This is a genomic window from Pontibacter indicus (genome assembly GCF_900156345.1).
GTDB lineage: Bacteria > Bacteroidota > Bacteroidia > Cytophagales > Hymenobacteraceae > Pontibacter > Pontibacter indicus.
This window is the reverse complement of record NZ_FTPP01000004.1, coordinates 156,772-181,648: the sequence shown is the minus strand read 5'-3', so window position 1 is coordinate 181,648 and position 24,877 is coordinate 156,772. Positions and strand designations below refer to the sequence as shown.

The window sequence follows — 24,877 nt, the reverse complement described above, 5'->3', positions numbered from 1 at the left end:
CTTCTTAGAATGAAACATTGAGGCCAAACACCATTTGTCTTGTCATCGGGAAGCTAAGCGCCCCGCCGCGCTCAGGATCATAAGGCGCTATGTTACTCATCAGAATAAAATAGTTTTTGGCCGTTGCATACACTCTCAGGTTAGATAGTCTTAGCTTATCTGCTATACCTTGTGGGAAATTATAAGCCAGGGTGATGTCCCTTACCTTCACGAAAGAGCCATCCACATACTGCAGCGTTGTGTAGTAGCGTGTACTGGCGCGGCTGGTGCCTGCGTTTGGTCTTGGATAGGCGTTGGTTGGGTTCTCCGGCGTCCAGTAGTCCACCATCGGTCCGTTTTCAAGCGCGTCGATTTTATAGGAACCGGCCGCCTCGCTAATGATCGTATTGCCGATTCGGGCATTCACCATAAAGGAAAGCTCCAGCCCTTTGTAGCCTAAGCGGTTGGTCACGCCCAAAGTCCAGTCAGGATTGGCATTGCCGATCACCACCCTGTCTTCCGGTGTGATGATGCCATCATTGTTCTGGTCTTTTACCTTGATGTCGCCTGGCTGCTGTTGGTTTTTGGCCGCTGCTTCTTCCTCGCCCAATTGCCAGATCCCGATCTTTTCGTAGTCATAGAAAACCCTGATCGGGTGGCCTACAAACAGGCCGTATTCGCCCAGTGTCAGGTCGCGATCCACGCCATCCGCCAGTGCTCTTACTTCTTCCTTGTTTCGGGCGAAGCTGAAGTCGGATGACCATCTAAAGCCGTTGGGCTGGTCAACATTCACCGTACCCAGTTGCAGTTCTACGCCGCGGTTACGGGTCTCGCCCACGTTGTAAATTACTCTCTCAAATCCGGTGGAGGTAGGAAGCGCTCTTGGCAGAAGCAAATCTCTGGTATCCTGCTGGTAAACATCCAGCGTACCTACCACCCGGTTGTTGAACAAGCCAAAATCGAGGCCTACGTTGGTTGTTGCCGTTGTCTCCCATCCCAGAGCGGGGGTAGCCAGTGTGGCTGGGTAAAATCCGAAAGCAGGTGTCTCGGTGCTACCCTGGTCAAAGGCATAGGTGGACTTGCCCAGGCTGCCCAATGTCTGGTAAGGGTTCACTGAGCTGTTGCCGGAAAGTCCGTAGCTAAGGCGCAGCTTCAGGTCAGATATGGCATTCACGTCACGCAGGAAGTTCTCTTCTTTCAGCAACCAACCTACCGACGCAGAGGGGAAGTAATCCCATTTGTTGCCGTTTGCCAGTACAGAGGCTCCGTCGGCGCGCATCACGAAGGTGAACAGGTACTTATTGAGAAGCTTGTAGTTCAGGCGGCCGAAGAAAGATGCCAGGCTCTGCTCCCTTAGATCGCTGCCCAACTGGTAGGCTGACTGAGAAGCGCCCAGGTTGTGAAAGAGAAAGGTGGAAGAAAGCAGGTTACGTCCCTGGGCAGAGAATGCCTCTGTTGTTTCAGACCAGATACTGGTACCGATCATAGCCGACAGCTCATGGTTCTCTGACAGCGTTTTAGTGTAGTTGGCAAAATTCTCCCATGTAAGACGTGAGAAGTTTGTCAGGTCTGCTCTGGCCAAAGACTGACCGTTTGCGCCGGTCTCGATGGTGTTGGTGCCAGCGTATAGCCCGTTGCGGTTGTTGAACTGATCCACCCCGAAACGTGAGGTAAGCACCAGCCCCTGGATAGGAGTGTAATCCACAGAGAGGTTGCCGAAGAAGCGCTTGTTGAGCTCGTTGTTTTCAAAGGCCCCCGATTGTTCATCCACCAGCGGGTTCAATGTGGAGGCGTCTCCTACTGGAAACGTAGTGAAGTTACCTTCGGAATCATACGGTCTGCCCAGTGGGCTCATTTTGTTTGCCTGGTTCAGCGGATCTCTTCTCAGATCCCGGTCACGGTAGGTATACATCAGGTTGGTACTAACCTTCAGTTTCTCCGATACATTGTAGCCTACATTCAGGCGGCCGCTGTATCGTTTCATCTGGTCGTTTCGCAGCAGGCCTTTCTCGTCGAAGTACTCAGTAGACAGGTAATAGCTTAGCTTATCGGCACCGCCGGTTATACCTATCTGGTAGTTCTGCTGGCTTCCGGTTCCCAGAATTTGATCTGCCCAGTTTGTGTAGATGCCGTTCCGGAAATTCTCCAGCTGAGTAGGGTTAAATATTTTGTCGTCATCGGCCGGGCTACTCCACTCGCCTACTGTTCTGCGGGACTCTCTTCTGAGCTCCACCCACTCCGGACCAGACATAATATCGGCATAGCCATTTGCACTTTGAACACCATAGTAGGAGTTAAAAGAAACTTTGGCCTTACCTGATGAGCCGCTTTTGGTAGTGATGAGGATCACCCCGTTGGCACCCAGCGAGCCATAGATAGCCGTGGCTGTTGCGTCTTTCAGAATCTCCATGGAAGCGATGTCGTTCGGGTTCACGTCGAGCGGACCGTCATAGCGGATACCATCTACCAGCACCAACGGTCCGTTACCTGCTCCGATAGACCTGGTACCCCGTACTCTTAGGTCTACACCCGCTCCGGCCTGTCCGCTGCTTCTGGTTAGGTCGAGGCCAGGCACTTTTCCCTGTAATACCTCCAGGCCGCTTGTTACAGGTATAGCCGTCAGGTCCTCGCCCCGTACCGAGGTGACAGAACCTGTCAGATCTGATTTCTTCACCGTTCCGTAGCCGATCACCACCACTTCTTCCAGTGCTTTGGCATCTGTTGTGAGTGTTACATTTACAGCTGTTCTGTTATTGATGGGGACTTCCTGCGATTTGAATCCAATAAAGGAGAAAACCAACGTGCCTGTGCCATTCGGGGCGTTCAGGGTATATTCCCCCATTGCATTGGTAGCGGTACCGTTTGCTGTACCTTTCACGAGCACTGTTACCCCGGGCAAACCTTCCCCTTTGTCGTCAGTAACTTTACCTTGAACCGTAAATCCCTGAGCAATGGCAACCGCCACCGTAGAGAAGAACAGAGGGATCACCAACAGGTACCTCCACTTCTTTAGTAATAATACTTTCATAGGAATGTGATTATATGGTTCTATAAATGAATAGTGTTTATCTGTTCTGTCAACTCATTCAATCATTACTCAGAAGGTGTCGGTACTGCCAACTTCTTCCTCAATCACGTAGGTCGTAAGCTAAAGCTCCAGGGTAAGTGCGCCGTCCAGCGTACACAGGCAGCTCTGGGAAAAGGTGCCGGGTTATCTCTCTTCTTCTCGCATAGGCATTTATAATATTTTATTTTATGGGGTTCCAGTTATCTGCTCCAGCCAGCACAGAAGCCGGGCTATACCTTTTGGCCTCCTTCGCCGTCAACTGCCTCGACCATTTCACCCGCTGCGCAGGTATAGCGCCCGGCCCAGTCGACTGGTATTCGGCGTAAAAAGCCGTCTGCTCCGCCTCCGGTTTGTTCCAGTTGTGCCAGCCTTCCGGACGAATGTGCTTGCCGAGTTGTGTGTTCAAAAAGACCGTTTGGGCGTAAGGGCGCCAGGGTCTGCCCAGGTATACCTGTAGCTTTTCGTCGGATGCTGTTACGGTGCAGTTCAGAAACACAAATCCAAAAGGCTGCCCTTCGGGTGTAGAAGCTGCTGTGATGTATGAGTTCTTCTTGCATTGGATGATGCAGCGCTCAAACACCGATGTGGCCGGGCCGAAAATAAAGTCGGTGGTTCCTTCGATGTAACAATCCACGAAGTACTGCCGGCTACCACTGACGCCCACATAGAGCGTGTCCTGGTCGCCGATGATGCGGCAGTTTTGAAACACCGCCCGGTCGGCCTCCACGTGCAGCGCCACGGCTTGACCGACCGGTCCGGCAGTGTTCTCAAAGGTAATGTTCTCGGCTCTGAAGCCATTGCCCTGCACCAGCACGGTGTAGGAGGTAAAGGTGTTGATGTCACCTTTGCCGGAGTAATCGTCCCAGGAGATGATCGTCTTGTGCTTGTCCTCGCCGATCAGCCGGATGTCGGTTTTCCAGGAAGGGATCACCACCTTTTCCCGGTAAGTACCGTTTTTCACGAACACTTCCACGCCCCAAAGCGGGAAGGCAGGTATAGCATCGATTGCCTCCTGCACACTGCTATAGTCGCCGCTTCCGTCCTGCGCCACCACCAGCTTTTTGTGCTGTGCTTGCAAGGCCGAAAAACTCAGCATAAACCATATGGTCAGGAGGTATCGCATTATAGTTCGTTTGTTGGTTTTACTAAGCTGTTCAGGTATACCTCCACATTGGTGTACTGCTTGTCTAAGGTATAGCCGGCCGCATCCGCACGGTTTGCCGGGTCCAGATTATGCTGCAGTTCCCAGGCATCCGGCATGCCGTCCTGGTCTTGGTCTTCCGCCGCCGGTGCTGACTTTAGCTCTGGCCAGCCGCCCACATCCTGTTGCGAGTCGATGATGCCGTTCTTGTTTTTGCCGCTGGTTGGCTTGCCGGTGCGCACGTCTGCTACCACACGGGCATCCACGGCGTCTCTCTTGTAACTGGCACCTGCATGGGCCAGCACCAGTTCGTAAGCCTGAGCAGCAGTCTGTTCTCTGATGGCTGCTACCTCAAAAGGATTAGCTGTTTTCACAGAATCTACATGGTCAGCCTGCACACCGCCAGCCCAGTTATCCTGGGTGATAACCGGAAATCCGTCCACATAATTGCCGGTCACATAAAATTGGCCGTAAGGCTGCGATGGGTTCACAATGCGGTCTCTCTTTGATGAAATGGTGGCAGGGCCGGCTTTATAGTAGTTGTTCACCATATTATAGCGGCCTCTCTCCCCACCGTATGAACTGTTGTGCACCCAGTTGAAGATGACGTTGTTTCGAAAATCCACCAGCTCATCCGGGCTGTTCGGCGTAGACTTGGAGCCGGAAAAACGGGGCATGCGACTGCTGTGGTTAGCGATCAGGTTATGGTGAAAGCTGGCGCCTTCCCCACCCCATATGCCGCCGTAGCCGTGGTCGCCCTTGGCATGCACCGACTCGTTCAGGCTTTCGGAGATGATGCTCCACTGCAGTGTAAAGTTCTTGTTTCGGTAAAAAGAAGCGCACTCGTCGGTGGCCCAGCTCATGGAGCAGTGGTCGATCATGATGTTGCTGCGGCCCCTGTTGCCACTCAAAGCATCTTCCTGCTGCTGGGACACGTCGCCCAAACGGAAACGCAGGTAGCGCACGATCACATTATCAGCTTTGATGCTCACCGGGTAGTTGCTGATGCAGATGCCGTCGCCAGGCGCTGACTGTCCCGCTATGGTCACATCCCCGTTGTTGATGTCCAGCGGCTCTTTCAGCACAATGGTACCTGACACGGCGAATACAATAATGCGCGGTCCTTTTTTCTGGATGGCCTTGCGCAAACTACCTTCCCCACTGTCTTCGAGGTTAGTCACGTACACGACCTCTCCTCCGCGCCCGCCGGTTGTATGCTTGCCGAAGCCCTCTGCCCCCGGAAAGGCAATAGCTTTGGCATCAGCCGGTGCTTCCTGTTCAACTACTGTTGTCGCAGTCTCCCCAGCAGACCCGACAGGTACACCTGTCGGGTGCGTTGCGCACCCGGCCAGGCATACTACCAATAGCGCCACGCTATTTGATATCAATTTCTTCAGGTCTTTTCGGCTTGTCATGCTATTCAATTTTATGCGACAGGTATAGGCGCACTTTCCAGGGCTATACCTTGTGCTTCTTTATTTAAAACTTTACCTGCACCGGGTTTGCCAACTCACGGGCTGTTTTGTCCAGGTACTGCAGGAAAGTAGCTTCGTCTTTTATACCTTCCGGCTCCAGCTCCCAGGCTGCCAAGTAGTAGTATTCCAGCTTCTGGCCGCTTGGCTTCAGCTTCACCACGTGGCTGTGTTCATCCGTGGTGAACTCCATAAAATCCTGTGGACGGAAGAGCACCGCTATACCCAGGTTGTCGCCTTCGCCATTCAGACTCTGCTTGCCGTAAGTGGCGATATAGCCCCACTCGCCGTTGCCGCCTTTTTTGGTATGCAGCTTGGCTCGCTTGTCTTTGATCAGGCCCGTGGCCAGGTTCTGTGGTTCACCCCCCGCTATACCTACCTGGTGGTGCGTCAGTCGCGTACCGGCGTGTATGTTGATGTTGGAGTTGATGCTGAGGTTCATGCCGGCGATCTTCCAGCCGTAGTAGTTTGTCCGGATGGACGAGTAAACCGGTCCGTTCTCAGTGATCACGCTGATCATGCTATCGGTTTCGGCCATGCGGTTGGCAGCGCCGTCGTGGAAGTGCGCCAGCGTACCCACCCCCAGTGACTTGCCCACTTTCAGCACATCCATACCCCAGTCCTGCAGATTGTGATAAGAGTCGTAACCATCCTGCCCTGCCTGCTGCAGCACCATGTCGCGGGTAGTTTTGCCGAACACATCAGTGCCATTGCGCCAATCAAGGTAAAAACGATAGCCGACCTTATCCGACTCCCAACCCGGACCTTCGTAGCGGATGTAGTACGAGTGGTCGGTCACCTCGTCCGGCACGCGTAGCGAGTCCACATTCTGGAACGTGCCGCCAATGTACTTGCGATCTTTGAACTCACCCCCTACTTTGTGGGATAGCTCGGCCTGCGTACGCTTGGTGTAGTTGCGGCTGGCTTCTCCGTTTTCTTTGTAGTGCACCGTCAGGGTACGGGTCGCTTTAGGTGCCATTTTGTCGAGCACCAGGTATACGCCCGGCTTGTCACCGTCTTTCTGGTTGTACTGGCTTGGCACTTCAGTCTTTCCATCCAGCACCACAAAAGCTTTGGAGTTGAATTTGGGGTACTTTTTCTGCAATTCCTGAGCGCTAAGGTATACCGGGGCACTTTCACGCTCCTGGCCGAGGGGGTTCGTCACTTTCACGGTAAAAGACTTCGGATACTCCTTGCGCAGATCCTGCGCCGAAAGGTTGATGCTGAGCATTGCTGCTGCCAGCACGCACACTCCTTTTTTCCACACCTTCATTCTGTATTTCATCTTCTCTGTCATCATCTTTATTTCACTTGCTCTTTTATGATATCATGCACCAGGCTGTTGATGTACACTTCGATATCGTCGTAAGCTGTGCTTAGATTTCTTTTATCCTGCGGTTTGCCCGGGTCCAGCTTATGGGCTATTTCCCATTCGTCAGGTATACCGTCGCCGTCTGTGTCTTTTGCAGCCGCCTTCGATTTCAGCTCAGGCCAGCCGCCCACATCCTCCTGCGAATCGATGATGCCGTTTGTGCTGCCATTGGAGCCCGGCGCGGTAAATGAGTTAGTGCGCACGTTGTCCACTACCCGCACATCCACGGCATCACGCACCAGTGAGGCGCCGGCATAGGCCAACACCCTTTCGTAAGCGACTTCAGCCGTATGCGTGGTCACATTGTTGTTGATCGGGTGTGGAGACTCCAGGCGCATGGCGGCTTTGTCAGCGGCAGACACGGTGCCGTAGCTGCCATGAAACTGGTTATACACCCCGTAGGTCCAGTTGTCGCTTGTGGCGCGGCTACTTCCCTCCACCACGTTGCCGTTGATGTAGTACTTGCCCCAGATGTCGAATACTTCTGTGCCGGCTATCTTATTTTTATCAATCGAGAAAATGCGTTCTTTTTTGGTCGTGCCAGGCCCTGGTTTGTAGTAGTTGTTCACGATGTTGATGTTCATCGCCTCCCCGCCATAGGCGCTGTTGTTTCCCCAGTTAAAGGTCACGTTGTTGCGCATGTCCACCAGGTTGGTGAGGGCGAATGCTTTTCCGGCCTCCTCGCCAAAGCGCGGGTTGCGGCTGTCGTGGTGGGCTAGCAGGTTATGGTGGAACGAAGCGTTTTTACCGCCCCAGATACCGCCATAGCCATGGGCTCCTTTTGCATGGGCAGAGTTGAGCAGGCTCTCCGAAATAATGCACCACTGCAGCGTGAAGTTCTCGTTGGCATAGAAGGAAACGCACTCGTCGGTCGACCAGCTCATAGAGCAGTGGTCGATGATGATGTTCTTGCGAAAACGTCCTTCCAGCGCATCGGCCTCCTGCCCGGCCGCGTCTCCCATCCGGAAACGCATAAAGCGAATGATCACATTGTCTGCATTCACGACCACCGGGTAGTTTCGAATGGTAATACCGTCGCCCGGAGCTGTCTGACCGGCTATGGTCAGATCGCCGTTGCTGATGGTCAGCCTGGAGTTCAAGGCGATCGTACCGGACACTTCAAACACGATGATCCTCGCACCAGCCGTCGAGATAGCAGTCCGCAGACTACCTGCACCGGAGTCGTTTAGGTTGGTCACTTTGATGACCTTACCACCGCGGCCGCCGGTTGCATCCTTTCCAAAGCCCTCTGCCCCGGGGAAAGCAAGCGCTGTCTCACTGACAGGCGTTGGCCCCTCAGCAACAGGCGTCTCTTTTTCCGGAACTGCTTCTCCGTTTCTGTCCTTGCAGCTTGCGAACGAAACAACCATAACCGAGATGGAAAGCAGCAACAGGCGTTTGAATATCATGTATTGACCAGTTTAAAATGCAATAGCATAGGTGCGGCTTCCGGGGCCACACCTATGGAAAATGTTACCACCATCTTGGGTCTCCAAGCGCACCGCTTGTGGTGCTGCCCGTTCTCACTTCCGAGCCTGATGGCAGGTTAAAGTTGGTCGTGCTACCTGTCCATCCCAGATCTATGGTTGTGTTAGACGACAATTGCACATAGCTTGGGAAGGTAAGTTCTACCGCTGGAGTAGCACCATCCAGTAGCTTAAAGAAGTTGTTATTCTTAACTACAAGAATGGAGGAGCCGTCTGTAGAAGCACGCAGTAAGCTGGTGCCTACTGTACCCTCTTTTGGCGTGTTAGCCACAATGCTGTTCTGCATTGTAAACTCTACAGCGTTTGCGTTTGCATCCAATAGAATGTTATTTCTACCAGAGAAGCCAAAATTATTGATGGTTGTCTGATTGATTGAGATAACAGGCTTTGCGGGAGCAGTCATGTTAGTAGCCCATCCGATAAATGCTCTTCCAGAGTTGTAGAAAGTTGAATTCTCGATTTCCAGCTTTTTGAACTCCAGCTTGTCAAGGTGGAAATAGTGATAGGATCCTGTTCCGTTATTAGAGCCTACCGTATTTTTTACGACTATGCTCTCAATTTTATGTGTACCGTTTGAAGAGCCACGGTTAGCACGCATAAAGCAGTTTGCAGTGAAATTTACGGTACAGTTTTCAACTAAGATCGAGGTGAAGTTTGCAGCCTCTCCATCTGAACCAAGCCCAGCCAGGTTTAAGAAATAAGCTGCACTAGCTGCCGTTCCATCGAAACCGATTCCGGAAAGTTTTACACCTGCGCCGTTTCCTTTCAGCGTGATTTCCTTGAAGAGCACCGTTGTATTGGCCGGATCTCCGGAAACAGACTGTAGCGTCAGGTGCTTTTCGCTGATCACGAGGTTATTCGCTGAGTGATCGTAAGTACCCGGTTCCAGACCAATCACATCACCAGATGCAGCTCTTGCAATGGCTGCCTCAAGCTCAGCGGCCGTCGCCACCGTTTCTGTAAACACACTTGGCTCTTTTGTAGTGAACGAAACTGTCCCTTTATGCTTCGTGCCTGCAAAGATGTCTGCTTTGTAAGAGGTGGTTGCTGCTAAGCCTGTAATTGTTTTAGCGCTGGCCTCAATCTCCTCAGCCGAAATCTCATATTCTACAGGTGCCCCATTGGCTGGTGTAACCACAATCTTAGTTAAGCCAGTTGTTGGTCTCCAGCGCAGCACCACCGTCTTATCTCTGATCTCTTTGTTGACGAGAGGAGCAAAAATCTGCTCTCCCCTGATGCTGAACCTGTTACTGGTCACCCATTTCGACTCAGGTCTGGTATCAAGGGCGTTTGCCTTGATGCGGGCATAGTATAATTTCTTAACCTCCAGTTGGTCTTCAGTGAATACAACTCCGGCCGTATCCGTCTGTACCGAAACAATGACAGGAGTTTGAAACATTGAATCAGCCGCGACCTCTACCGTGTAGGTCACGCCGCTGGTAGCTGTGGTGTACAGAGATGGGTTCCATGTCAGTTTTACTTTCGTTTCACCGCTGGTCGACTTCATGGCTCCTGCTGGTGTAAACATCCTCATGGGCTCCACATGATCCGTCTCCTCTTTGCAGGAAATCGCCAGAACACCGAGAAGAACGACAGGAAGAAAGCTACTGGCTATCTTGGTTAGATTTTTTTTCATGCTATGTGAATTTACTTTCATGATTCGCCTATGATTAGTAACCGTAATCCTGTTTCAGGTTGTAATTCTGGTTCAGGACACCTGAGTAGATTGGGAACAGCTCCGATTTATTTTCCTGGAAGGCTACTGCAAAATCCTTTACAAGAGCTGCGTTTACGGCCGCACCCCAGTTCACCCTGGTATACCCCTCAGGTCCTGTACTTCCAGGGCCCGGCGTATAGAACACATCTGAAACCGATCCTCCCGCCAGTTTAAGATCTGCTATCTCTTGCGGAACAGAAGCATTGACTAATGCGCTTGGCTGGTAGTATACATAGCGTGGCACATTGGCATATTCGCCCGTCTGGTTCATCATGTGGGTCAACTTAGCTCTGGTTTCGGTGATTGTCCTTGCAAGGAGGTTCCAGCGAATCAGGTCATACTTGCGGATGCCTTCACCACCAAACTCAAGCAAACGCTCCTTAACGATGGCCTCGAAGAAGCTGCTCTTATCCACTGGGGTAACTCCTATTCTGCCCTCGTTGCCAACAAAGGCTCTTTTTCTTACCGCTTCAAAAGCAGCGATTGCCTCCGCTGTAGGACCGTTCAATTCATTCTCTGCTTCAGCAAACATCAGGAGCACATCAGCGTAGCGTAGCACCGGCCAGTTTATACCTAAGTTCTGGTTTGTGCCGGCTATACCGGTCCAGTATTTTCTGAACTTGCCATCGCGCATGGTGTTGGCAGTGACCACCTCTTTCTGGTCGTCCTTGTTGATTTGGAAGTAAGCCAGCGTCACATCTCTTCTCACATCCCCAACCGGGTCAAACTCATAGAAGTAAGTCGGCAAAGCTTCCAACTGACCGTTGGCCTGGCCATACTTGGAAGTGCGGTCTATCCTGATGCCATTGCTGTAACCCAGCTTACTGTCAGTCCTGGAGTTGCCACCGTAGGCGCCTATTTCAAAAATCAACTCGTTCGTTGGGTCTATGCGCGCTGAAGTATGCAGAGTTCTGAAAACGTTTTCATACACCGGGTTCAGGGCGTGCTGGCCACTTTCGATGATGCCTTTGGTTTCCTCTCTGGCAATCTCATAATACTTTTGATAGTCAGCACGGCGCTCCATTACACGGCTGTCTCTTCTTAAAGCATAGCCACCGCGCGACAAGGCCAACCTGGCTCTGAGCCCTTTTACAGCAGCCTTGGTGATGCGGGTGCTGACCTCACCGGATTCTGTTCTCCAGGGCACGTATTCAGTCGCCAGTTTCAGGTCTTCCAGCAAGCGGTCGTAAATTTCGTCCTGGTTTGTTTTAGGGATATAAAGGTCCGGGATGTCTGCCGATGGCTCAAACTGCGCAGGCACGTCACCCCAGTTTCTGATCAACTCATGGTAGAAAATGGCACGGAGCGTTAAGGCTTCGCCCAGCATCTTTTTCATCTGGGCCTGCTCAGCATCAGTACCGCTTACATAGGCCGCTGATAGCGGGATGTATTTGATGGCAATGTTGGCCCGCTCTATACCTGCGTAGAGTTGCAGAAAGGGTTTGTTCAGCTCTGTGTTATCGGGATGCACGCCAAACCCGCTGATTCCTCTGCGGTCTAGCGGGTTGTAGGCCCCTCCTACTCTGAAATCGTCAGCTGCGTTCGGATACAGCGTGGAGATACGGCTCCCATAGCCATCATCCCCCATGAGCGTGTTGTAGATACCGATAAGCGCGGAGTTGGCATTGGAGACGGTGCTGAAAGCCGCCTCCTGTGAGATGGTAGATGGGTTTTCCACATCCAGGTAACTTTCGCAGGAAGAGAGGGTCATTGAGCCACCTATGGCAAGGGTCAGCAAAAGGGCTTTTATATTATTCTTTTTCATTACTGATCAACTTAGAAATTAGAAAGTTACATTAACACCACCTAGGATGAAGCGGCTGCGCGGGTAAGCGGCATAGTCAACAGCAGGCGTCAGCGGGTTGTTTCTTCTGGTGTTCGCCTCAGGGTCGTATCCAGAGTATCCGGTAATGGTCAGCAGGTTGTTAACGGTTGCGTAAACTCTCATTTTTGAAACCACCCTTGTTTTCTGCAGCAGGCTCTCCGGTAGCGAGTAACCCAGGGTCAGGTTGCTGATGCGCAGGAAGGAGCCGTCTTCGATAGCAAATGAGTGCAGGAAGTATTGGCCACCGGCGGGCGTCCAGTACTTGGTGTTCTGGTTCATGGCGGCAAGCTGCTCAGGGTCTGTCACCAGTTGTCCGTTGTCATCATACCACTTCCATCTGTCGTTCATCAGGCTGAGCATGTTGTTGTCGCGGTACAGGTACTGTGTGGTAAATTCCAGCTTGTTGGCGTTGTACACCTTATTGCCGTAAGAGAAGTTCATGAACACGCTGAGGTCGAAACCCTTGTAGGCAAACTGCTGGTTAATGCCGCCAGTAAACTTAGGCTGCGCATTGCCAAGCACAGTTCTGTCTTCGGTCGTGATCAGCATGCTTTCCGAGTCGGAAAGCTTCTTGAGCTTGAGGTCGCCTGGTTGTGGCGCTTTGTTGCCCAAGGCAACAGCACGGCTATCCGGCACGCCATCTTTCAAGGTATAAGTCTGGGTGGCCGCATCGTAATTAAAATCATTCAAGGAATAGTAACCATCGGTCACGTAACCGTAGAACTGCCCGATAGGCTGGCCAACCTGCACAAGATAATCCTGGTAAGAGCTGCTCACCCATCCGGACTCCACGAGGTAGGAATTAACCGGGCTACCATTAGGGGCAGTTCCCAGGCTTACAATCTTGTTCCTGTTGAAGGCCATGTTAAAGTTGGCGTTCCAGGTAAAGTCCGAGGTAGAAACCACAGCGCCATCCAACTGAATTTCCAGGCCTTTATTCTCCGTTTCGCCGATGTTCTGGAATTGGGCATCATAACCGCTCGTCTGAGGGATTTTTCCTCTCAGGAGCAGGTCCGTTACGCTGTTTTTGTAGAGGTCTACTGAGCCGTTAACTCTGCCGTTCAGGATGGAGAAATCCAAACCTACGTTCCTGGAGATGGTCGATTCCCACTTCAGGCGAGAGTTTGCCAGTTCCTCCGCAATCGTGCCGGGTGTAACTGACTCGGTAAACGCATAACCATAGTTGCTGGAAGTAGTAAACATCGTCTTCCACAGGTCTACTCCGATGCGGTTGTTACCAACAGCACCCGCACTTACTCTAAGTTTTAAGTCAGACAACCAGTTGCGTGTGCCCTCCATGAAGCTTTCTTCGCCGATGTGCCAGGCTAGTGATGCAGAAGGAAAGTATCCAACCCGGTTTCCAGGAGCGAACAGAGAGGAAGCATCGCGACGCAGATTGAACACAGCACGGTATTTGTCGTTGAAGCTGTAGCTCAGGCGACCGAAGTAGGACAACAATCTTTCCTCTTGCTCAAATGTTGTAGGTGCAATCTGAATCATGTCGGCAGGAGGCGTTGCTTTGTCTATACCTGCAAAAGCCTGCTCCGGCGTAATATCAACTGGAAGCCATTTGGTTATGACATTTCTGTTTTTAGAGCCACGCTGCCAGATTTCCTGTCCGATCAAAGCATTTATATCATGCGCTTCCCCAAGCTTAAACCTATAGTTCAGCGTGTTCGAATTAGTAATCGACAAGGCCTCGCCCGCTCTTAACTCTACTACAGGCTGGTCATTGTTTTGTCTGGCCACGCTCGTAACCGGACCATCAAATTCATTTACATCTCTGTTTGTAGTGGTAATACCTGCCACGCTCTTGAAGGTCAGGTTCTTGATGATATCATAGCTAAACCAACCGTTCAGAAGCAGGTCGTTTCTGTAGTCATATCGCAGCTCCTGATTGGCAAGCAGCACAGGGCTGGTCAGGTTGGTCAGGTTGGCAAACTCAGGATCAAACTCATCCACCTGCTGCTCCATACCCGGCGCTACAAAAGGCCTGAACCGAACGGCATTTCTCAGCCTGTTTGTGCTTTGCGTGCCGGTACTGGATGTACCTACCCCCTCAATTGTCTGGCGGCTGTAACGGGTATTCAAACCTACCTTGAAGCGATCATTGACTTTGTGGTCAAACTTGAAGGAAGCCATTGTTCGCTGGAAGCCAGAGTTAAGCATGATGCCCTCCTCATCTGTATGGTTCAGCGAAAGGTTGAAAGAAGTTGTTTTGGAACCGCCCGTTACGCCCAGAATGTGCGTTTGATTGAAGGCATTTCTGCCAAATACTTTGTCCTGCCAATCAGCAAAGGGCATGTCCCTATAAATATCCAGGTCTTCATAACGGCCGTAGCGCTCTTCAAAAGACTCTCTTGTTTTCTGGTCCGTGTTGAAGTTATAAATCTGGTGCTGATACTTCACGTAGTCGTACGGGCTCATCACATCCAGCTTGTTCACGATGCTTCTGACACCGGCGAAGCCATTATAAGTCACCTGCGTTGGCATCTCCCGGCCTCCTTTGGTTGTGATTACAATAACCCCATTGGCACCACGCGCACCATAAATGGCCGTAGAGGCGGCATCTTTCAACACGTCAATCGACTGAATTTCCTGGGGAGACAGAAAAGACAAGGCGTCTTCTACCTGCACTCCGTCCACTATATATAAAGGTGAGTTGTCCTGCGTAATGGAACCGCCCCCACGAACACGGATCTGTATCTGCGCTCCTGGCTGGCCTTCAGACGTTGTTACCTGCACACCGGCCAACCTACCGGCAAGTGCCTCAGCAGCCGTACTTACCGGCACATCCTGCAGCTGCTTGGCGCTGATCGACGACACCGAGCTTGTAAGTTCTTTTCTGGATACTGTCTGATAACCTATGACCACTACTTCCTCCAGCGCTTTCGCATCGGGCTGCAGCCTTACATCAACTGTGGCACGGCTGCCTATCTGTACTTCCTGCGCCTGGTAGCCTATAAAGCGAAACACCAACACGGCATCACCACTTGGGGCAGTCAGCCTGTAGCCACCCTCGGCATCCGTAGGCGCTGCCACTGTGGTACCCTTCACCAGGACAGTAACGCCGGGTAAGCCCTCCCCTTTCTCATCCACTACTTTACCGGAAACAGCAAAGCCCTGGGCAAACGCGCTGGCAAAGGCGGCGAAGACAAACGATACCGTGAGCAGGTACTTCATCTTCTTTAGTAAAACAAGTTGCATAGGTATAGATTAGTTTGTTATAATAAGGACTGTATTGATTCTCCAGGTATAAAACCTTGTGCATGTAATTTCGGCGCGTTGCTGGCTAAGCTTAAATTCCTGCAACGGTTACTTAGTTGCACTACTTGAACTCAAACTTTTGCTTTGCTTGCACAAATTATTTGCGCAACCGATTGCATTTTAATAACTCTCCTCAAAAAAAACAATAAAAAGTTCTTTTATTTTTCAAATAATCATTCCGCAACATGTTTGTTTAAACATTTTTGAAAATAAGATAAGAAAGGAGTCTATTTATTGACATTTTGAAATCTCCATCTAAAAACCAATTCTCCAGCTTCATCCTGCACGCGGACAGCAATTTTTCTAAAAATATTATTGTTGTGTAAAAAAATTTACTACTTTGCGCAAACGATTACGCAAACTGACAGTATAAATCAGCCATGAGCATATCCTATACCGTAAGACACGCCACCCACCCAGCTGACAGCCGGAACTATGATACAGCAAAACTGCGCGAGCACTTCCTGATCGAACAGCTGTTTGAAGCGGACACCGTGCACGCGACCTATACCTTGCACGACAGATTGGTGGTAGGAGGCGCCCATCCGGTGGGGCAGCCTCTGAAATTAGAGTCCTTCCCGACGCTGCGTTCCGAATATTTTCTGGATCGCCGGGAGATTGGCATTATCAATGTTGGAGCGGCCGGAAGTGTGACCGTGGATGGCGAGATTTACGAGCTAGCCCCTAAAGAGGCCTTGTATATAGGGAAAGGCGCCAAAGAGATCTATTTCAACACAAGCGAAGCAGGAAAGGCACTCTATTACTTTAACTCTGCCCCCGCGCACCACACCTACCCTACGCGTAAGGTATCGCTGAGCGAAGCCGAGACAGTAGAACTGGGCGCTCTGGAGAACTCGAATCACCGCATCATCCGCAAAGTGCTTATCAATAGTGTGGTGGAGACTTGTCAGCTGCAGATGGGCATTACCGAGTTGCAGCCGGGCAGCGTATGGAACACCATGCCGGCACATACCCATGACCGCCGCATGGAGGCGTACTTCTACTTTGAACTGCCGGAAGACCAGGCCGTGTGCCACTTTATGGGTGAGCCGGAAGAAACGCGCCACCTTTGGGTGAAGAACAACCAGGCCATCATTTCGCCGCCCTGGTCCATCCACAGCGGTGCCGGAACCTCCAACTATACCTTTATTTGGGGTATGGCCGGAGAAAACCTGGACTACAACGACATGGACAAAGTAGCACCTACTGACCTGAAGTAAGATGAACATGAACGGATTGTTTGACCTGAGCGGACAAGTTGCCTTGATTACCGGCGCCACCCACGGTTTGGGCATGGCCATGGCCACCGCAATAGGCAAGGCCGGAGCTACGCTGGTCATCAACGGCCACACGCCCTCCAAAATGGAGGAGGCCCTCGCAAGTTACAGAGCAGCAGGCCTGACTGCCTACGGCTACTTGTTCGACGTCACGAACGCACAGCATGTAAAGGAAAGCATTGCGCAGATAGAGCAGGAAGTAGGCCCGATCAACATTCTGGTAAACAATGCCGGCATCATCAAACGCATACCTGCGCTGGAGATGGACGAGGCAGATTTCAGACAGGTACTCGACGTGGACCTGACCGCCCCCTTCATCGTATCGAAGCACGTGGCCCGCTACATGGTGGAGCGCCGGCAGGGTAAGATCATCAACATCTGCTCCATGATGAGCGAACTGGGCCGCGACACGGTTTCGGCCTACGCGGCTGCCAAAGGCGGCCTTAAAATGCTGACGCGCAACCTTGCCACGGAGTGGGCCAGGTATAACATACAGGTGAACGGCATCGGGCCGGGCTACTTTGCAACAGAGCAAACAGCCCCTATCCGCGTGGACGGACATCCGTTTAACGACTTTATTGTGCGCCGTACCCCGGCCGGTCGCTGGGGCGATCCGGAGGACTTGGGCGGTACTGCTGTTTTTCTATCCAGCAGAGCGAGTGATTTTATAAATGGCCAGATTATTTATGTAGATGGTGGTATATTAGCAACCATCGGTAAACCGGCCAACGAACAGTAGGGCACCGGCAATCCGGAAAAGGCCCTCAAGACAGATATGTCCACAAAGACGAAAGTAACGATACATGATATTGCAGAGAAGCTGAATATTACGGCTTCTACGGTGTCGCGCGCGCTCAATGATAACCCGCGCATCAGCGATGCCACCAAAAAAGCGGTGCTGAAGACGGCCAAACAGCTGAACTACCAGCCCAACAACATCGCGGCGGCACTGCGCCATGGCAAGAGCTACATCATCGGTGTGATCGTGCCCACGGCGGATCGTTTCTTTTTCGCCTCGGTGGTACGGGGCATTGAGGAGATCGCCAACAACTTGAATTACAAGGTGATCATCTGTCAGTCGTATGACAACTACGAGAAGGAAGTACAGACGATCGAGGCGCTGCTGAATGCACGCGTAGACGGCATTATCGCCTCTATCGGCAAGAACACAGAGAACTTCGACCACTTCAAAAAGGTGCAGTCGAAAGGTATACCGCTGGTGCTGTTTGACCGCACTACCGACGAGCTGGAAGTGAGTCAGGTGATGATCGACGACTACCTGGGCTCCTATAAAACGGTGGAGCACCTGATCCAGCAAGGCTGCAGGCGCATTGCGCACTTCACCAGCCCGAAGAAGGTGAGCGTTTTCAAGGAGCGTCTGCGCGGCTACACCGATGCACTCCGTGACTACGAGATACCATATGATGAGCAGTTGGTCATCAAGAGCGACCTGCAGCTGGAGGATGGCAGAGAGAGCATGAAAAAGCTGCTCAAGCTCAAGCAAATGCCGGATGCGGTGTTCTCCGCCAGTGACTACGCCGCCATGGGCGCCATGCAGGTGCTGAAGGAGCGTGATATCCAGATACCAGAGCAGGTGGCACTGGCCGGGTTCTCGAACGAACCGTTTACCTCGTTCACAGATCCGCCGCTCACGACCGTGGATCAGCGCAGCATCAAGATGGGCAATATCACGGCCGAGCTCTTTTTTGAGCACTTCAAGGCCGGCGAGAAAGGCATTGTGTCTCAGAAGACGGTGTTGAAGCCGGAACTGATCGTCCGTAAGTCGACGCTGCGCAAGTAGCTGGAGGCGCCGGAAGCAAGGCACCAGCCGCTGTAAAAGGCGGCTGTTTTTTAGAAGCAGCATACAATCGATTGCACAGTTTTGTCAAAAACAGGGTGCCATCTGCATCGCAGAAAATATCAAGAAGAAATATTCAACAACAGGAGCTTATACCTATTCAAAATCAGATCATTATGAAGCAGCTCAACCGTCGCACAGCCAGTTTGCCGCAGCAGCACCCAGTAAAGGTATTGCAATTTGGAGAAGGCAATTTTCTCCGCGGTTTCGTGGACTGGATCATTGACTTGCTTAATGAACGTACCGACTTCGATGGGCAGGTGCACATCGTGCAGCCCTTGGACAAAGGAATCGTGCATCTGCTACAACAGCAGGAGGGGCTGTACCACGTTCTGCTGGAAGGTATACAGGGTGGCGAAACGACCCGCGAGCTGCGTCTGATCAGCTGCATCGCCGATGCGACCAACCCTTACGAGAACTACAAGGCCTACCTGGCACTAGCCGAAAACCCGGAGCTGCAGTTTGTCATTTCCAACACCACGGAGGCGGGCATCGCTTTCGATGGAGCCGACACAGGTATGGAAAGCTTGCCGAACAGCTTTCCGGGTAAGTTGACGGCTTTGCTATACCATCGATTCCGTCATTTTGCAGGCGCTCCCGACAAAGGGCTATACCTGATCCCTTGCGAACTGATCGAGAAAAACGGAGAGGCCCTGCGATACGCCATCCTGGCCTACGCCAAACACTGGAACCTCCCGGCTGATTTCACCGCCTGGGTCGAGCAGCACAATCACTTTTGCAACACGCTGGTAGACCGTATTGTACCAGGCTTCCCGAAAGACAACATACAGGAAATACAGCAGGAACTCGGCTACGAGGATAACCTGGTGGTGAAAGCTGAGCCATTCCACCTGTGGGTGATTGAGGCTCCTGAAGTGGTGAGAGCTGCTTTTCCGGCCCACGAAGCTAACTTGCAGGTAAAATTTGTGGAGGACCTTACCCCTTACCGTACCCGCAAAGTGCGCATTCTGAACGGAGCGCATACCGCTCTTGTGCCAGTCGCCTACCTGCAGGGACTCCGCACGGTGCGCGAAGCCATTGAAGACAGCAAGGCGGGCAGCTTTATCCGGAAAGCTATTTTTGAAGAAATCATCCCGACGCTGGACCTGCCACAGGAAGAGTTGGAGCAGTTTGCCAACGACGTAATTGAGCGTTTCCAGAATCCGTTCATCTACCACGAACTGATCAGCATCTCCCTTAATTCAATTTCAAAATACAGGGTGCGTGTGCTGCCATCGGTGCTGGAGTACCATAAGCGCAAAGGTGAGTTACCTAAACGACTGCTGCAGTCACTGGCGGCACTTATTCTATTCTACAAAGGAGAATGGAACGGAGAACGCATTCCGCTCAACGATACTCCGGAAATACTCGCTTTCTTCAAGCAGGTATGGCAACTGGAGTCAGCGCAGGAAGTTGTAAATGCTGTGCTGGCTAATAAATTTTTCTGGGATACCGACCTGACTGAGATCCCGGGATTTGCCGACTTAGTAGCAACGGAACTGCAGGCCTTGCAACGGGCAGAAAAGCAGACGAATATAGCCTAGCGGCAGGTATAGCCGGGCTATACTCGCTTAAAACAGAAAGCTCCGAAACAGGGACTTTCAGGTATACATCAAATTTTAATAGGCATTGCCTATACCATACCCATGAGAAACACGATTACAGACACTTACACCATTACCCCTTTCCTGGACGAGAACTTTCTCCTACAGACAGAGACGGCACGCAGGCTATACCATGAACATGCCAAAGACATGCCCATTGTCGATTACCACTGTCACTTGTCGCCACAGGACATTGCCAATGACCGCAAGTTCGAGAACCTGACACAGATCTGGCTCGAAGGCGACCATTACAAGTGGCGTGCCATGCGCACCAACGGGGTGCCAGAACGCTTCTGCACCGGTGATGCCGATGATTATGCTAAGTTTGAAAAGTGGGCCGAAACCGTGCCTTACACCATGCGCAACCCACTTTACCACTGGACGCATATGGAGCTCAAGCGCCCCTTTAGCATTGACACCATCCTCAAACCGGAGACAGCGCGCGAAATCTACGACGCCTGCACCGCCATGCTGCAGACTGACGAATACAGCGTGCGTGGCATTCTCAAAAAGATGAACGTGGAGATCATCTGCACCACAGATGACCCGATCGACACGCTGGAGCATCACCAGAAAATAAAAGCCGACAACTTTGGCATTCAGGTTCTTCCTGCTTTCCGCGCCGATAAAGTACTGGCCATTGACGATGAAGCCGTGTTCCTACCTTACCTGCAGAAACTGGCTGAGGCCTCAGGTATAGCCATCGACAACTACCAGGGATTACTGGACGCCCTGCAGCAGCGCCACGACTTCTTCCACGAGAACGGTTGCCGTCTTTCTGACCATGGCTTGGAATCGATGTATGCCGAACACTATACTGAGCAGGAAGTAAAAGCCATCTTTGAGAAGGCGCTGCAAAAGCAGTCGCTCACGAAAGAGGAAGTGCTAAAGTTTAAGTCGGCCATGCTGATGCAACTGGCCCTGATGGACCACGCTAAAAACTGGACGCAGCAGTTCCACCTCGGAGCGCTCCGCAACAACAACACCCGTATGATGCGCGAACTCGGTCCGGACACTGGTTTCGACTCGATCGGTGACTTTGACGTGGCGCGTCCGCTGGCCAGGTTCATGGACAAACTGGACAACTCGAACCAACTGGCCAAGACGATCCTCTATAACCTGAACCCGAGCCAGAACGAGCTATACGCCACCATGATCGGCAACTTCAACGACGGCAGCACGCCGGGCAAGATCCAGTACGGCTCGGCCTGGTGGTTCCTCGATCAGAAGGACGGTATGGAGCGCCAACTGAATGCCCTGAGCAACATGGGTCTGCTGAGCCGCTTTGTAGGCATGCTGACCGACTCCCGCAGTTTCCTGTCCTATCCGCGTCACGAGTACTTTAGAAGGATCTTGTGCAACATGATCGGCAATGACGTGGAAAACGGCGAGCTTCCGGCCAGCGAAATGGCCTGGTTAGGCCAACTGGTCGAGGACATTTGCTACAACAACGCCAAATCTTACTTCAATTTTTAAAACACATGGGCAAGGTACTTTCTTTTGGCGAGTTGCTCCTCAGGATATGCCCTGACGAGGACGGACAGTGGCTACGCGAGAACAACCTACCGTTCTATGTAGGCGGCGCAGAAGCCAATGTGGCAACGGCGCTGGCCCTTTGGGGTGTCCCTTCTGCTTACCTGACCGCCCTGCCTGACAACTTTGTAGCGGAGCAGCTGGTCGGCTACCTCAACAGCCGCAGGGTGCAGACGGATCACACGGTGTACGGGGGCAACCGGGTCGGCCTGTACTTCCTGCCAAAGGGAAAAGACCTGAAAAACACCGGTGTGATCTATGACCGGGCCGGGTCGGCTTATGCTGATCTGAAGCCAGGCATCATCGACTGGGATAAAGTATTTGAAGACGTAAGCTGGTTTCATTTCAGCGCGATCTGTCCCGCTATCAACCAATCCGTGGCTGATGTGTGCGAAGAAGCCCTGAAGGTAGCGGTGCAGAAGAATATTACCATCTCGCTGGACCTGAATTACCGCGCCAAGCTCTGGCAGTATGGCAAAGACCCGGTGGAGGTAATGCCTGCCCTGGCGCAATATTGTGACCTGATCATGGGCAACATCTGGGCGGCCAACAAAATGCTGGGCATACCGCTGGATGAGGGCCTGATCGCAAACCTCGACAAAGAAAGCCTGGAGCAGCATGCTGCACTAACCTCCAAGGCTATTCTGGAAAAATTCCCGAAATGTCGCACGGTTGCCAACACCTTTCGATTTGATTATCAGCAGGGCATTCGGTACTTTACTACGCTGTTAGAAGCGGGTAGTCTGTATACCTCGCATGAATACCAGGTAGAGCAGATTCTGGATAAGGTGGGAAGTGGCGATTGTTTTATGGCAGGTCTGATCTATGGTTTCTACCACCAGCTCCCCCCTACTGAAACATTGGAGTTTGCCACAGCCGCTGCCTTCAAAAAGTTATTCATCCCGAGTGATGCCACCACCACCACAGTTGCAGAGATAAACGATACCATTTCAGCTTATGCAAACTAAAGAAAGCGCCCTAAACGCCATTCTGGAACAGGGTATACTGCCCTTGTTCTTCTACGAAAACCCCGAGGTGAGCCTGGAGGTTGTGAAGACACTGTATCAGGCTGGCATCCGAACGCTGGAGTACACCAACAGAGGCCCTGCAGCACTCGAAAACTTCAAATTCCTCAAAAAGGAACTCTCCGAACTATACCCTGACCTGCACCTGGGCATCGGCACGATCAAAACCGTCGATCAGGCCGAAGCTTTCATAGAGGCGGGAGCAAACTACATTGTGTGCCCGATCGTGAACCCTGCCGTGGGCGATCTGACACACGAAGCCGGCCTGCTCTGGATACCGGGCTGCTTTACCCCAACCGAAATACACACGGCCCAGCAGCACCAGGCAGCGCTTATCAAAATATTTCCGGCCAATGTGCTGGGGCCTGCGTTTTTGTCGTCTATCAAAGAACTGTTTGCAGGGCAGCTTTTCATGCCCACCGGCGGTGTGGAACTGGAAGAGGAGAACTTTCGCACCTGGTTCGAAGCTGGTGTATGCGCTGTTGGCATGGGAAGCAAACTTATCAGCAAGGATATCATGGTCAATAGAAAATATGATACACTGCACGAGCTAACCCTGAAAGCAATCGGGCTTGCAAAAGCCTCTCGCCCATAAAAGCCTTTCACTAACCTACAAACTATCTCTCCCATGCAAACGACTAAACTAGCCTCGCCCACCCGCGAAAAAATAGGTGGGTACCGATGGACCATCTGTGCCCTGCTCTTTTTTGCTACCACGGTTAACTACTTGGACAGGCAGGTGCTCAGCCTGCTACAGCCCTTGTTGGCAGAAAAGTTTGGCTGGACTAACACAGACTACGCCAACATTGCAGCTGTATTTCAGTTTACGTACGCTATTTCTATGCTGTTTGCTGGCCGCATTATTGACAAACTTGGGACCAAATGGGGCTATGCCTGGGCATTGATCATCTGGTCGCTGGCGGCAATACTGCATGCCTTTGCAGAACCGCTGGGACGATTGGTTAGTCCGCTTTTCACTACGATAGGCTTCGCTGCCATACCTGTTTCCGTGCTCGGTTTTATGGTAGCCAGGGCCTTCCTGGGCTTCGGCGAGTCTGGCAACTTTCCTGCTGCGATTAAGGCTACTGCTGAATATTTCCCTAAAAAGGAGCGTTCACTGGCGACTGGCATCTTTAACTCCGGATCAAACGTGGGTGCCATCCTGGCACCTATCACTGTGCCTTGGATCGCTTCTCACCTTGGTTGGGAATACACTTTTTTCATCATAGGCGGCGTTGGATTCTTCTGGCTTATTTTCTGGTTTATGTACTACGAACTGCCAGAGAAACAGAAGCGATTGTCAAAAGCGGAAGCAGAATATATCTCTAGTGATAGTGAGCCGGAACTGGAGTCTTCTTCAACCACTGCTGCAGAGAAAGTGTCTTGGTTCAAACTGCTGAAGTTCCGGCAGACCTGGGCTTTCGTGTTTGGCAAGTTTATGACAGACGGGGTATGGTGGTTCTTCCTCTTCTGGTTGCCTGCTTACCTCAAGGCACAATACAACTTAACAGGTATGGATGTAATGCTTCCGCTGGGTGTACTTTATAGCATGACCATGATTGGTAGCATCGGCGGAGGTTGGTTCCCAATGTACTTCATCAACAAAGGCTACAATCCGTACGAAGGCCGTATGCGCGCCATGTTTGTGATAGCCCTTTTCCCACTGCTGGTACTGGCAGCCCAGCCACTAGGCGATTACAGTTTCTGGTTACCGGTATTGCTCATCGGTATAGGTGCCTCCGCGCATCAGGCCTGGTCAGCTAACATTTTCACGACCGTGTCAGATATGTTTCCCAAGAAAACTGTGGCTTCCGTTACGGGTATCGGGGGCATGGCCGGAGGTCTGGGCGGCGTTCTGATCACAAAATCGGGCGGCTATCTATTTGACCACTACCAGATATTAGGACGGATTGAGACAGGCTATACAATCATGTTCAGCTTCTGCGCCGTGGCGTATCTACTAGCGTGGTTTGTGATGAAAGCTCTTGTACCAAAGATGAAACCTGTGAATATTTAATTCACATAAAGCTCGCTAAATAACAGAAGGCAGCTATTAAACTACCTTCTGTTTTCGCGTTTTCCACCACCACAGCGGTAAAATCAGCCGCGTGACGTTCTGGGGCTCGTCTGATGCCAACCCTTGGCTCAACGACTGGCCGATCAAGGGCTGCACCAGCTACCCGCTATTATTTGACCGCAACTACCAGCCAAAACGACGCTGGAGGCGGTACTGCAAACGGTAAACAAACAAGC

Annotated in this window: 17 protein-coding genes; 9 read left to right on the top strand and 8 right to left on the bottom strand. The window is 51.8% G+C overall.

What is annotated here, in order from left to right; genetic code table 11:
* Positions 1-4: 4 nt before the first annotated feature.
* The 8 genes from B0B12_RS17720 to B0B12_RS17685 all read right to left on the bottom strand — a co-directional run bounded on the left by B0B12_RS17720 (position 5) and on the right by B0B12_RS17685 (position 15,267).
* Positions 5-3,007: a SusC/RagA family TonB-linked outer membrane protein gene (locus B0B12_RS17720; RefSeq protein ID WP_076671677.1), complete on the bottom strand. Its 3,003-nt coding sequence runs from the start codon at positions 3,005-3,007 to the stop codon at positions 5-7.
* 220 nt (positions 3,008-3,227) lie between these two features.
* The gene (locus tag B0B12_RS17715) at positions 3,228-4,169 is read right to left on the bottom strand and encodes a pectinesterase family protein (RefSeq protein ID WP_076671674.1); all 942 of its coding nucleotides are present in this window, start codon (positions 4,167-4,169) and stop codon (positions 3,228-3,230) included.
* On the bottom strand, positions 4,169-5,602 hold the full coding sequence (locus B0B12_RS17710) for a pectate lyase family protein (protein WP_076671671.1): 1,434 nt from the start codon (positions 5,600-5,602) through the stop codon (positions 4,169-4,171). Before B0B12_RS17710 ends, B0B12_RS17715 begins: the two co-directional genes overlap by 1 nt.
* A gap of 64 nt (positions 5,603-5,666) precedes the next feature.
* Entirely contained in the window at positions 5,667-6,944 is a 1,278-nt protein-coding gene (locus B0B12_RS17705) for a DUF4861 domain-containing protein (protein WP_076672136.1), read from the bottom strand.
* A 17-nt stretch (positions 6,945-6,961) separates the two neighbouring features.
* Complete coding sequence (locus B0B12_RS17700) at positions 6,962-8,440, bottom strand: pectate lyase (protein ID WP_076671668.1); 1,479 nt, start codon at positions 8,438-8,440, stop codon at positions 6,962-6,964.
* A gap of 64 nt (positions 8,441-8,504) precedes the next feature.
* Complete coding sequence (locus tag B0B12_RS17695) at positions 8,505-10,154, bottom strand: DUF4957 domain-containing protein (RefSeq protein ID WP_076671665.1); 1,650 nt, start codon at positions 10,152-10,154, stop codon at positions 8,505-8,507.
* A 34-nt stretch (positions 10,155-10,188) separates the two neighbouring features.
* Complete coding sequence (locus tag B0B12_RS17690; RefSeq protein ID WP_076671663.1) at positions 10,189-12,000, bottom strand: RagB/SusD family nutrient uptake outer membrane protein; 1,812 nt, start codon at positions 11,998-12,000, stop codon at positions 10,189-10,191.
* Positions 12,001-12,018: 18 nt separating this feature from the next.
* Positions 12,019-15,267, bottom strand: coding sequence for a SusC/RagA family TonB-linked outer membrane protein (locus tag B0B12_RS17685; RefSeq protein WP_244554759.1), 3,249 nt, complete (start codon positions 15,265-15,267; stop codon positions 12,019-12,021).
* A gap of 440 nt (positions 15,268-15,707) precedes the next feature.
* Between B0B12_RS17685 and kduI the strand changes: the two genes are divergently transcribed.
* From kduI to B0B12_RS17640, 9 genes are all read left to right on the top strand, one after another.
* On the top strand, positions 15,708-16,547 hold the full coding sequence (kduI, locus tag B0B12_RS17680) for a 5-dehydro-4-deoxy-D-glucuronate isomerase (protein WP_076671659.1): 840 nt from the start codon (positions 15,708-15,710) through the stop codon (positions 16,545-16,547).
* Between the two features lie 7 nt (positions 16,548-16,554).
* The gene (locus B0B12_RS17675) at positions 16,555-17,343 is read left to right on the top strand and encodes a gluconate 5-dehydrogenase (protein WP_076672134.1); all 789 of its coding nucleotides are present in this window, start codon (positions 16,555-16,557) and stop codon (positions 17,341-17,343) included.
* Between the two features lie 36 nt (positions 17,344-17,379).
* The gene (locus tag B0B12_RS17670) at positions 17,380-18,405 is read left to right on the top strand and encodes a LacI family DNA-binding transcriptional regulator (RefSeq protein WP_076671657.1); all 1,026 of its coding nucleotides are present in this window, start codon (positions 17,380-17,382) and stop codon (positions 18,403-18,405) included.
* A 173-nt stretch (positions 18,406-18,578) separates the two neighbouring features.
* Entirely contained in the window at positions 18,579-20,006 is a 1,428-nt protein-coding gene (locus B0B12_RS17665; RefSeq protein WP_076671654.1) for a tagaturonate reductase, read from the top strand.
* Between the two features lie 102 nt (positions 20,007-20,108).
* A complete protein-coding gene (gene uxaC / locus B0B12_RS17660; protein ID WP_076671651.1) occupies positions 20,109-21,542 on the top strand; it encodes a glucuronate isomerase in 1,434 nt (477 codons plus the stop codon).
* 5 nt (positions 21,543-21,547) lie between these two features.
* The gene (locus B0B12_RS17655) at positions 21,548-22,567 is read left to right on the top strand and encodes a sugar kinase (protein ID WP_076671649.1); all 1,020 of its coding nucleotides are present in this window, start codon (positions 21,548-21,550) and stop codon (positions 22,565-22,567) included.
* Entirely contained in the window at positions 22,557-23,219 is a 663-nt protein-coding gene (locus B0B12_RS17650; RefSeq protein ID WP_076671647.1) for a bifunctional 4-hydroxy-2-oxoglutarate aldolase/2-dehydro-3-deoxy-phosphogluconate aldolase, read from the top strand. The genes B0B12_RS17655 and B0B12_RS17650 overlap by 11 nt, the downstream gene beginning before the upstream one ends.
* Positions 23,220-23,252: 33 nt before the next feature.
* Complete coding sequence (locus B0B12_RS17645) at positions 23,253-24,641, top strand: MFS transporter (protein ID WP_076671645.1); 1,389 nt, start codon at positions 23,253-23,255, stop codon at positions 24,639-24,641.
* A gap of 91 nt (positions 24,642-24,732) precedes the next feature.
* Complete coding sequence (locus tag B0B12_RS17640) at positions 24,733-24,867, top strand: endo-1,4-beta-xylanase (protein WP_342039374.1); 135 nt, start codon at positions 24,733-24,735, stop codon at positions 24,865-24,867.
* The last annotated feature ends 10 nt before the right edge of the window (positions 24,868-24,877 follow it).

What these genes read in the sequence shown, in the direction of transcription:
- B0B12_RS17710 (WP_076671671.1), bottom strand. Translation starts at nt 5,602, where the DNA reads ATGACAAGCCGAAAAGACCTGAAGAAATTGATATCAAATAGCGTGGCG.
- B0B12_RS17645 (WP_076671645.1), top strand. Translation starts at nt 23,253, where the DNA reads ATGCAAACGACTAAACTAGCCTCGCCCACCCGCGAAAAAATAGGTGGG.
- B0B12_RS17665 (WP_076671654.1), top strand. Translation starts at nt 18,579, where the DNA reads ATGAAGCAGCTCAACCGTCGCACAGCCAGTTTGCCGCAGCAGCACCCA.
- B0B12_RS17670 (WP_076671657.1), top strand. Translation starts at nt 17,380, where the DNA reads ATGTCCACAAAGACGAAAGTAACGATACATGATATTGCAGAGAAGCTG.
- B0B12_RS17705 (WP_076672136.1), bottom strand. Translation starts at nt 6,944, where the DNA reads ATGAAATACAGAATGAAGGTGTGGAAAAAAGGAGTGTGCGTGCTGGCA.
- B0B12_RS17690 (WP_076671663.1), bottom strand. Translation starts at nt 12,000, where the DNA reads ATGAAAAAGAATAATATAAAAGCCCTTTTGCTGACCCTTGCCATAGGT.
- B0B12_RS17685 (WP_244554759.1), bottom strand. Translation starts at nt 15,267, where the DNA reads ATGCAACTTGTTTTACTAAAGAAGATGAAGTACCTGCTCACGGTATCG.
- B0B12_RS17700 (WP_076671668.1), bottom strand. Translation starts at nt 8,440, where the DNA reads ATGATATTCAAACGCCTGTTGCTGCTTTCCATCTCGGTTATGGTTGTT.
- B0B12_RS17675 (WP_076672134.1), top strand. Translation starts at nt 16,555, where the DNA reads ATGAACGGATTGTTTGACCTGAGCGGACAAGTTGCCTTGATTACCGGC.
- B0B12_RS17720 (WP_076671677.1), bottom strand. Translation starts at nt 3,007, where the DNA reads ATGAAAGTATTATTACTAAAGAAGTGGAGGTACCTGTTGGTGATCCCT.
- uxaC (WP_076671651.1), top strand. Translation starts at nt 20,109, where the DNA reads ATGAGAAACACGATTACAGACACTTACACCATTACCCCTTTCCTGGAC.
- B0B12_RS17650 (WP_076671647.1), top strand. Translation starts at nt 22,557, where the DNA reads ATGCAAACTAAAGAAAGCGCCCTAAACGCCATTCTGGAACAGGGTATA.
- B0B12_RS17695 (WP_076671665.1), bottom strand. Translation starts at nt 10,154, where the DNA reads ATGAAAAAAAATCTAACCAAGATAGCCAGTAGCTTTCTTCCTGTCGTT.
- B0B12_RS17655 (WP_076671649.1), top strand. Translation starts at nt 21,548, where the DNA reads ATGGGCAAGGTACTTTCTTTTGGCGAGTTGCTCCTCAGGATATGCCCT.
- B0B12_RS17715 (WP_076671674.1), bottom strand. Translation starts at nt 4,169, where the DNA reads ATGCGATACCTCCTGACCATATGGTTTATGCTGAGTTTTTCGGCCTTG.
- kduI (WP_076671659.1), top strand. Translation starts at nt 15,708, where the DNA reads ATGAGCATATCCTATACCGTAAGACACGCCACCCACCCAGCTGACAGC.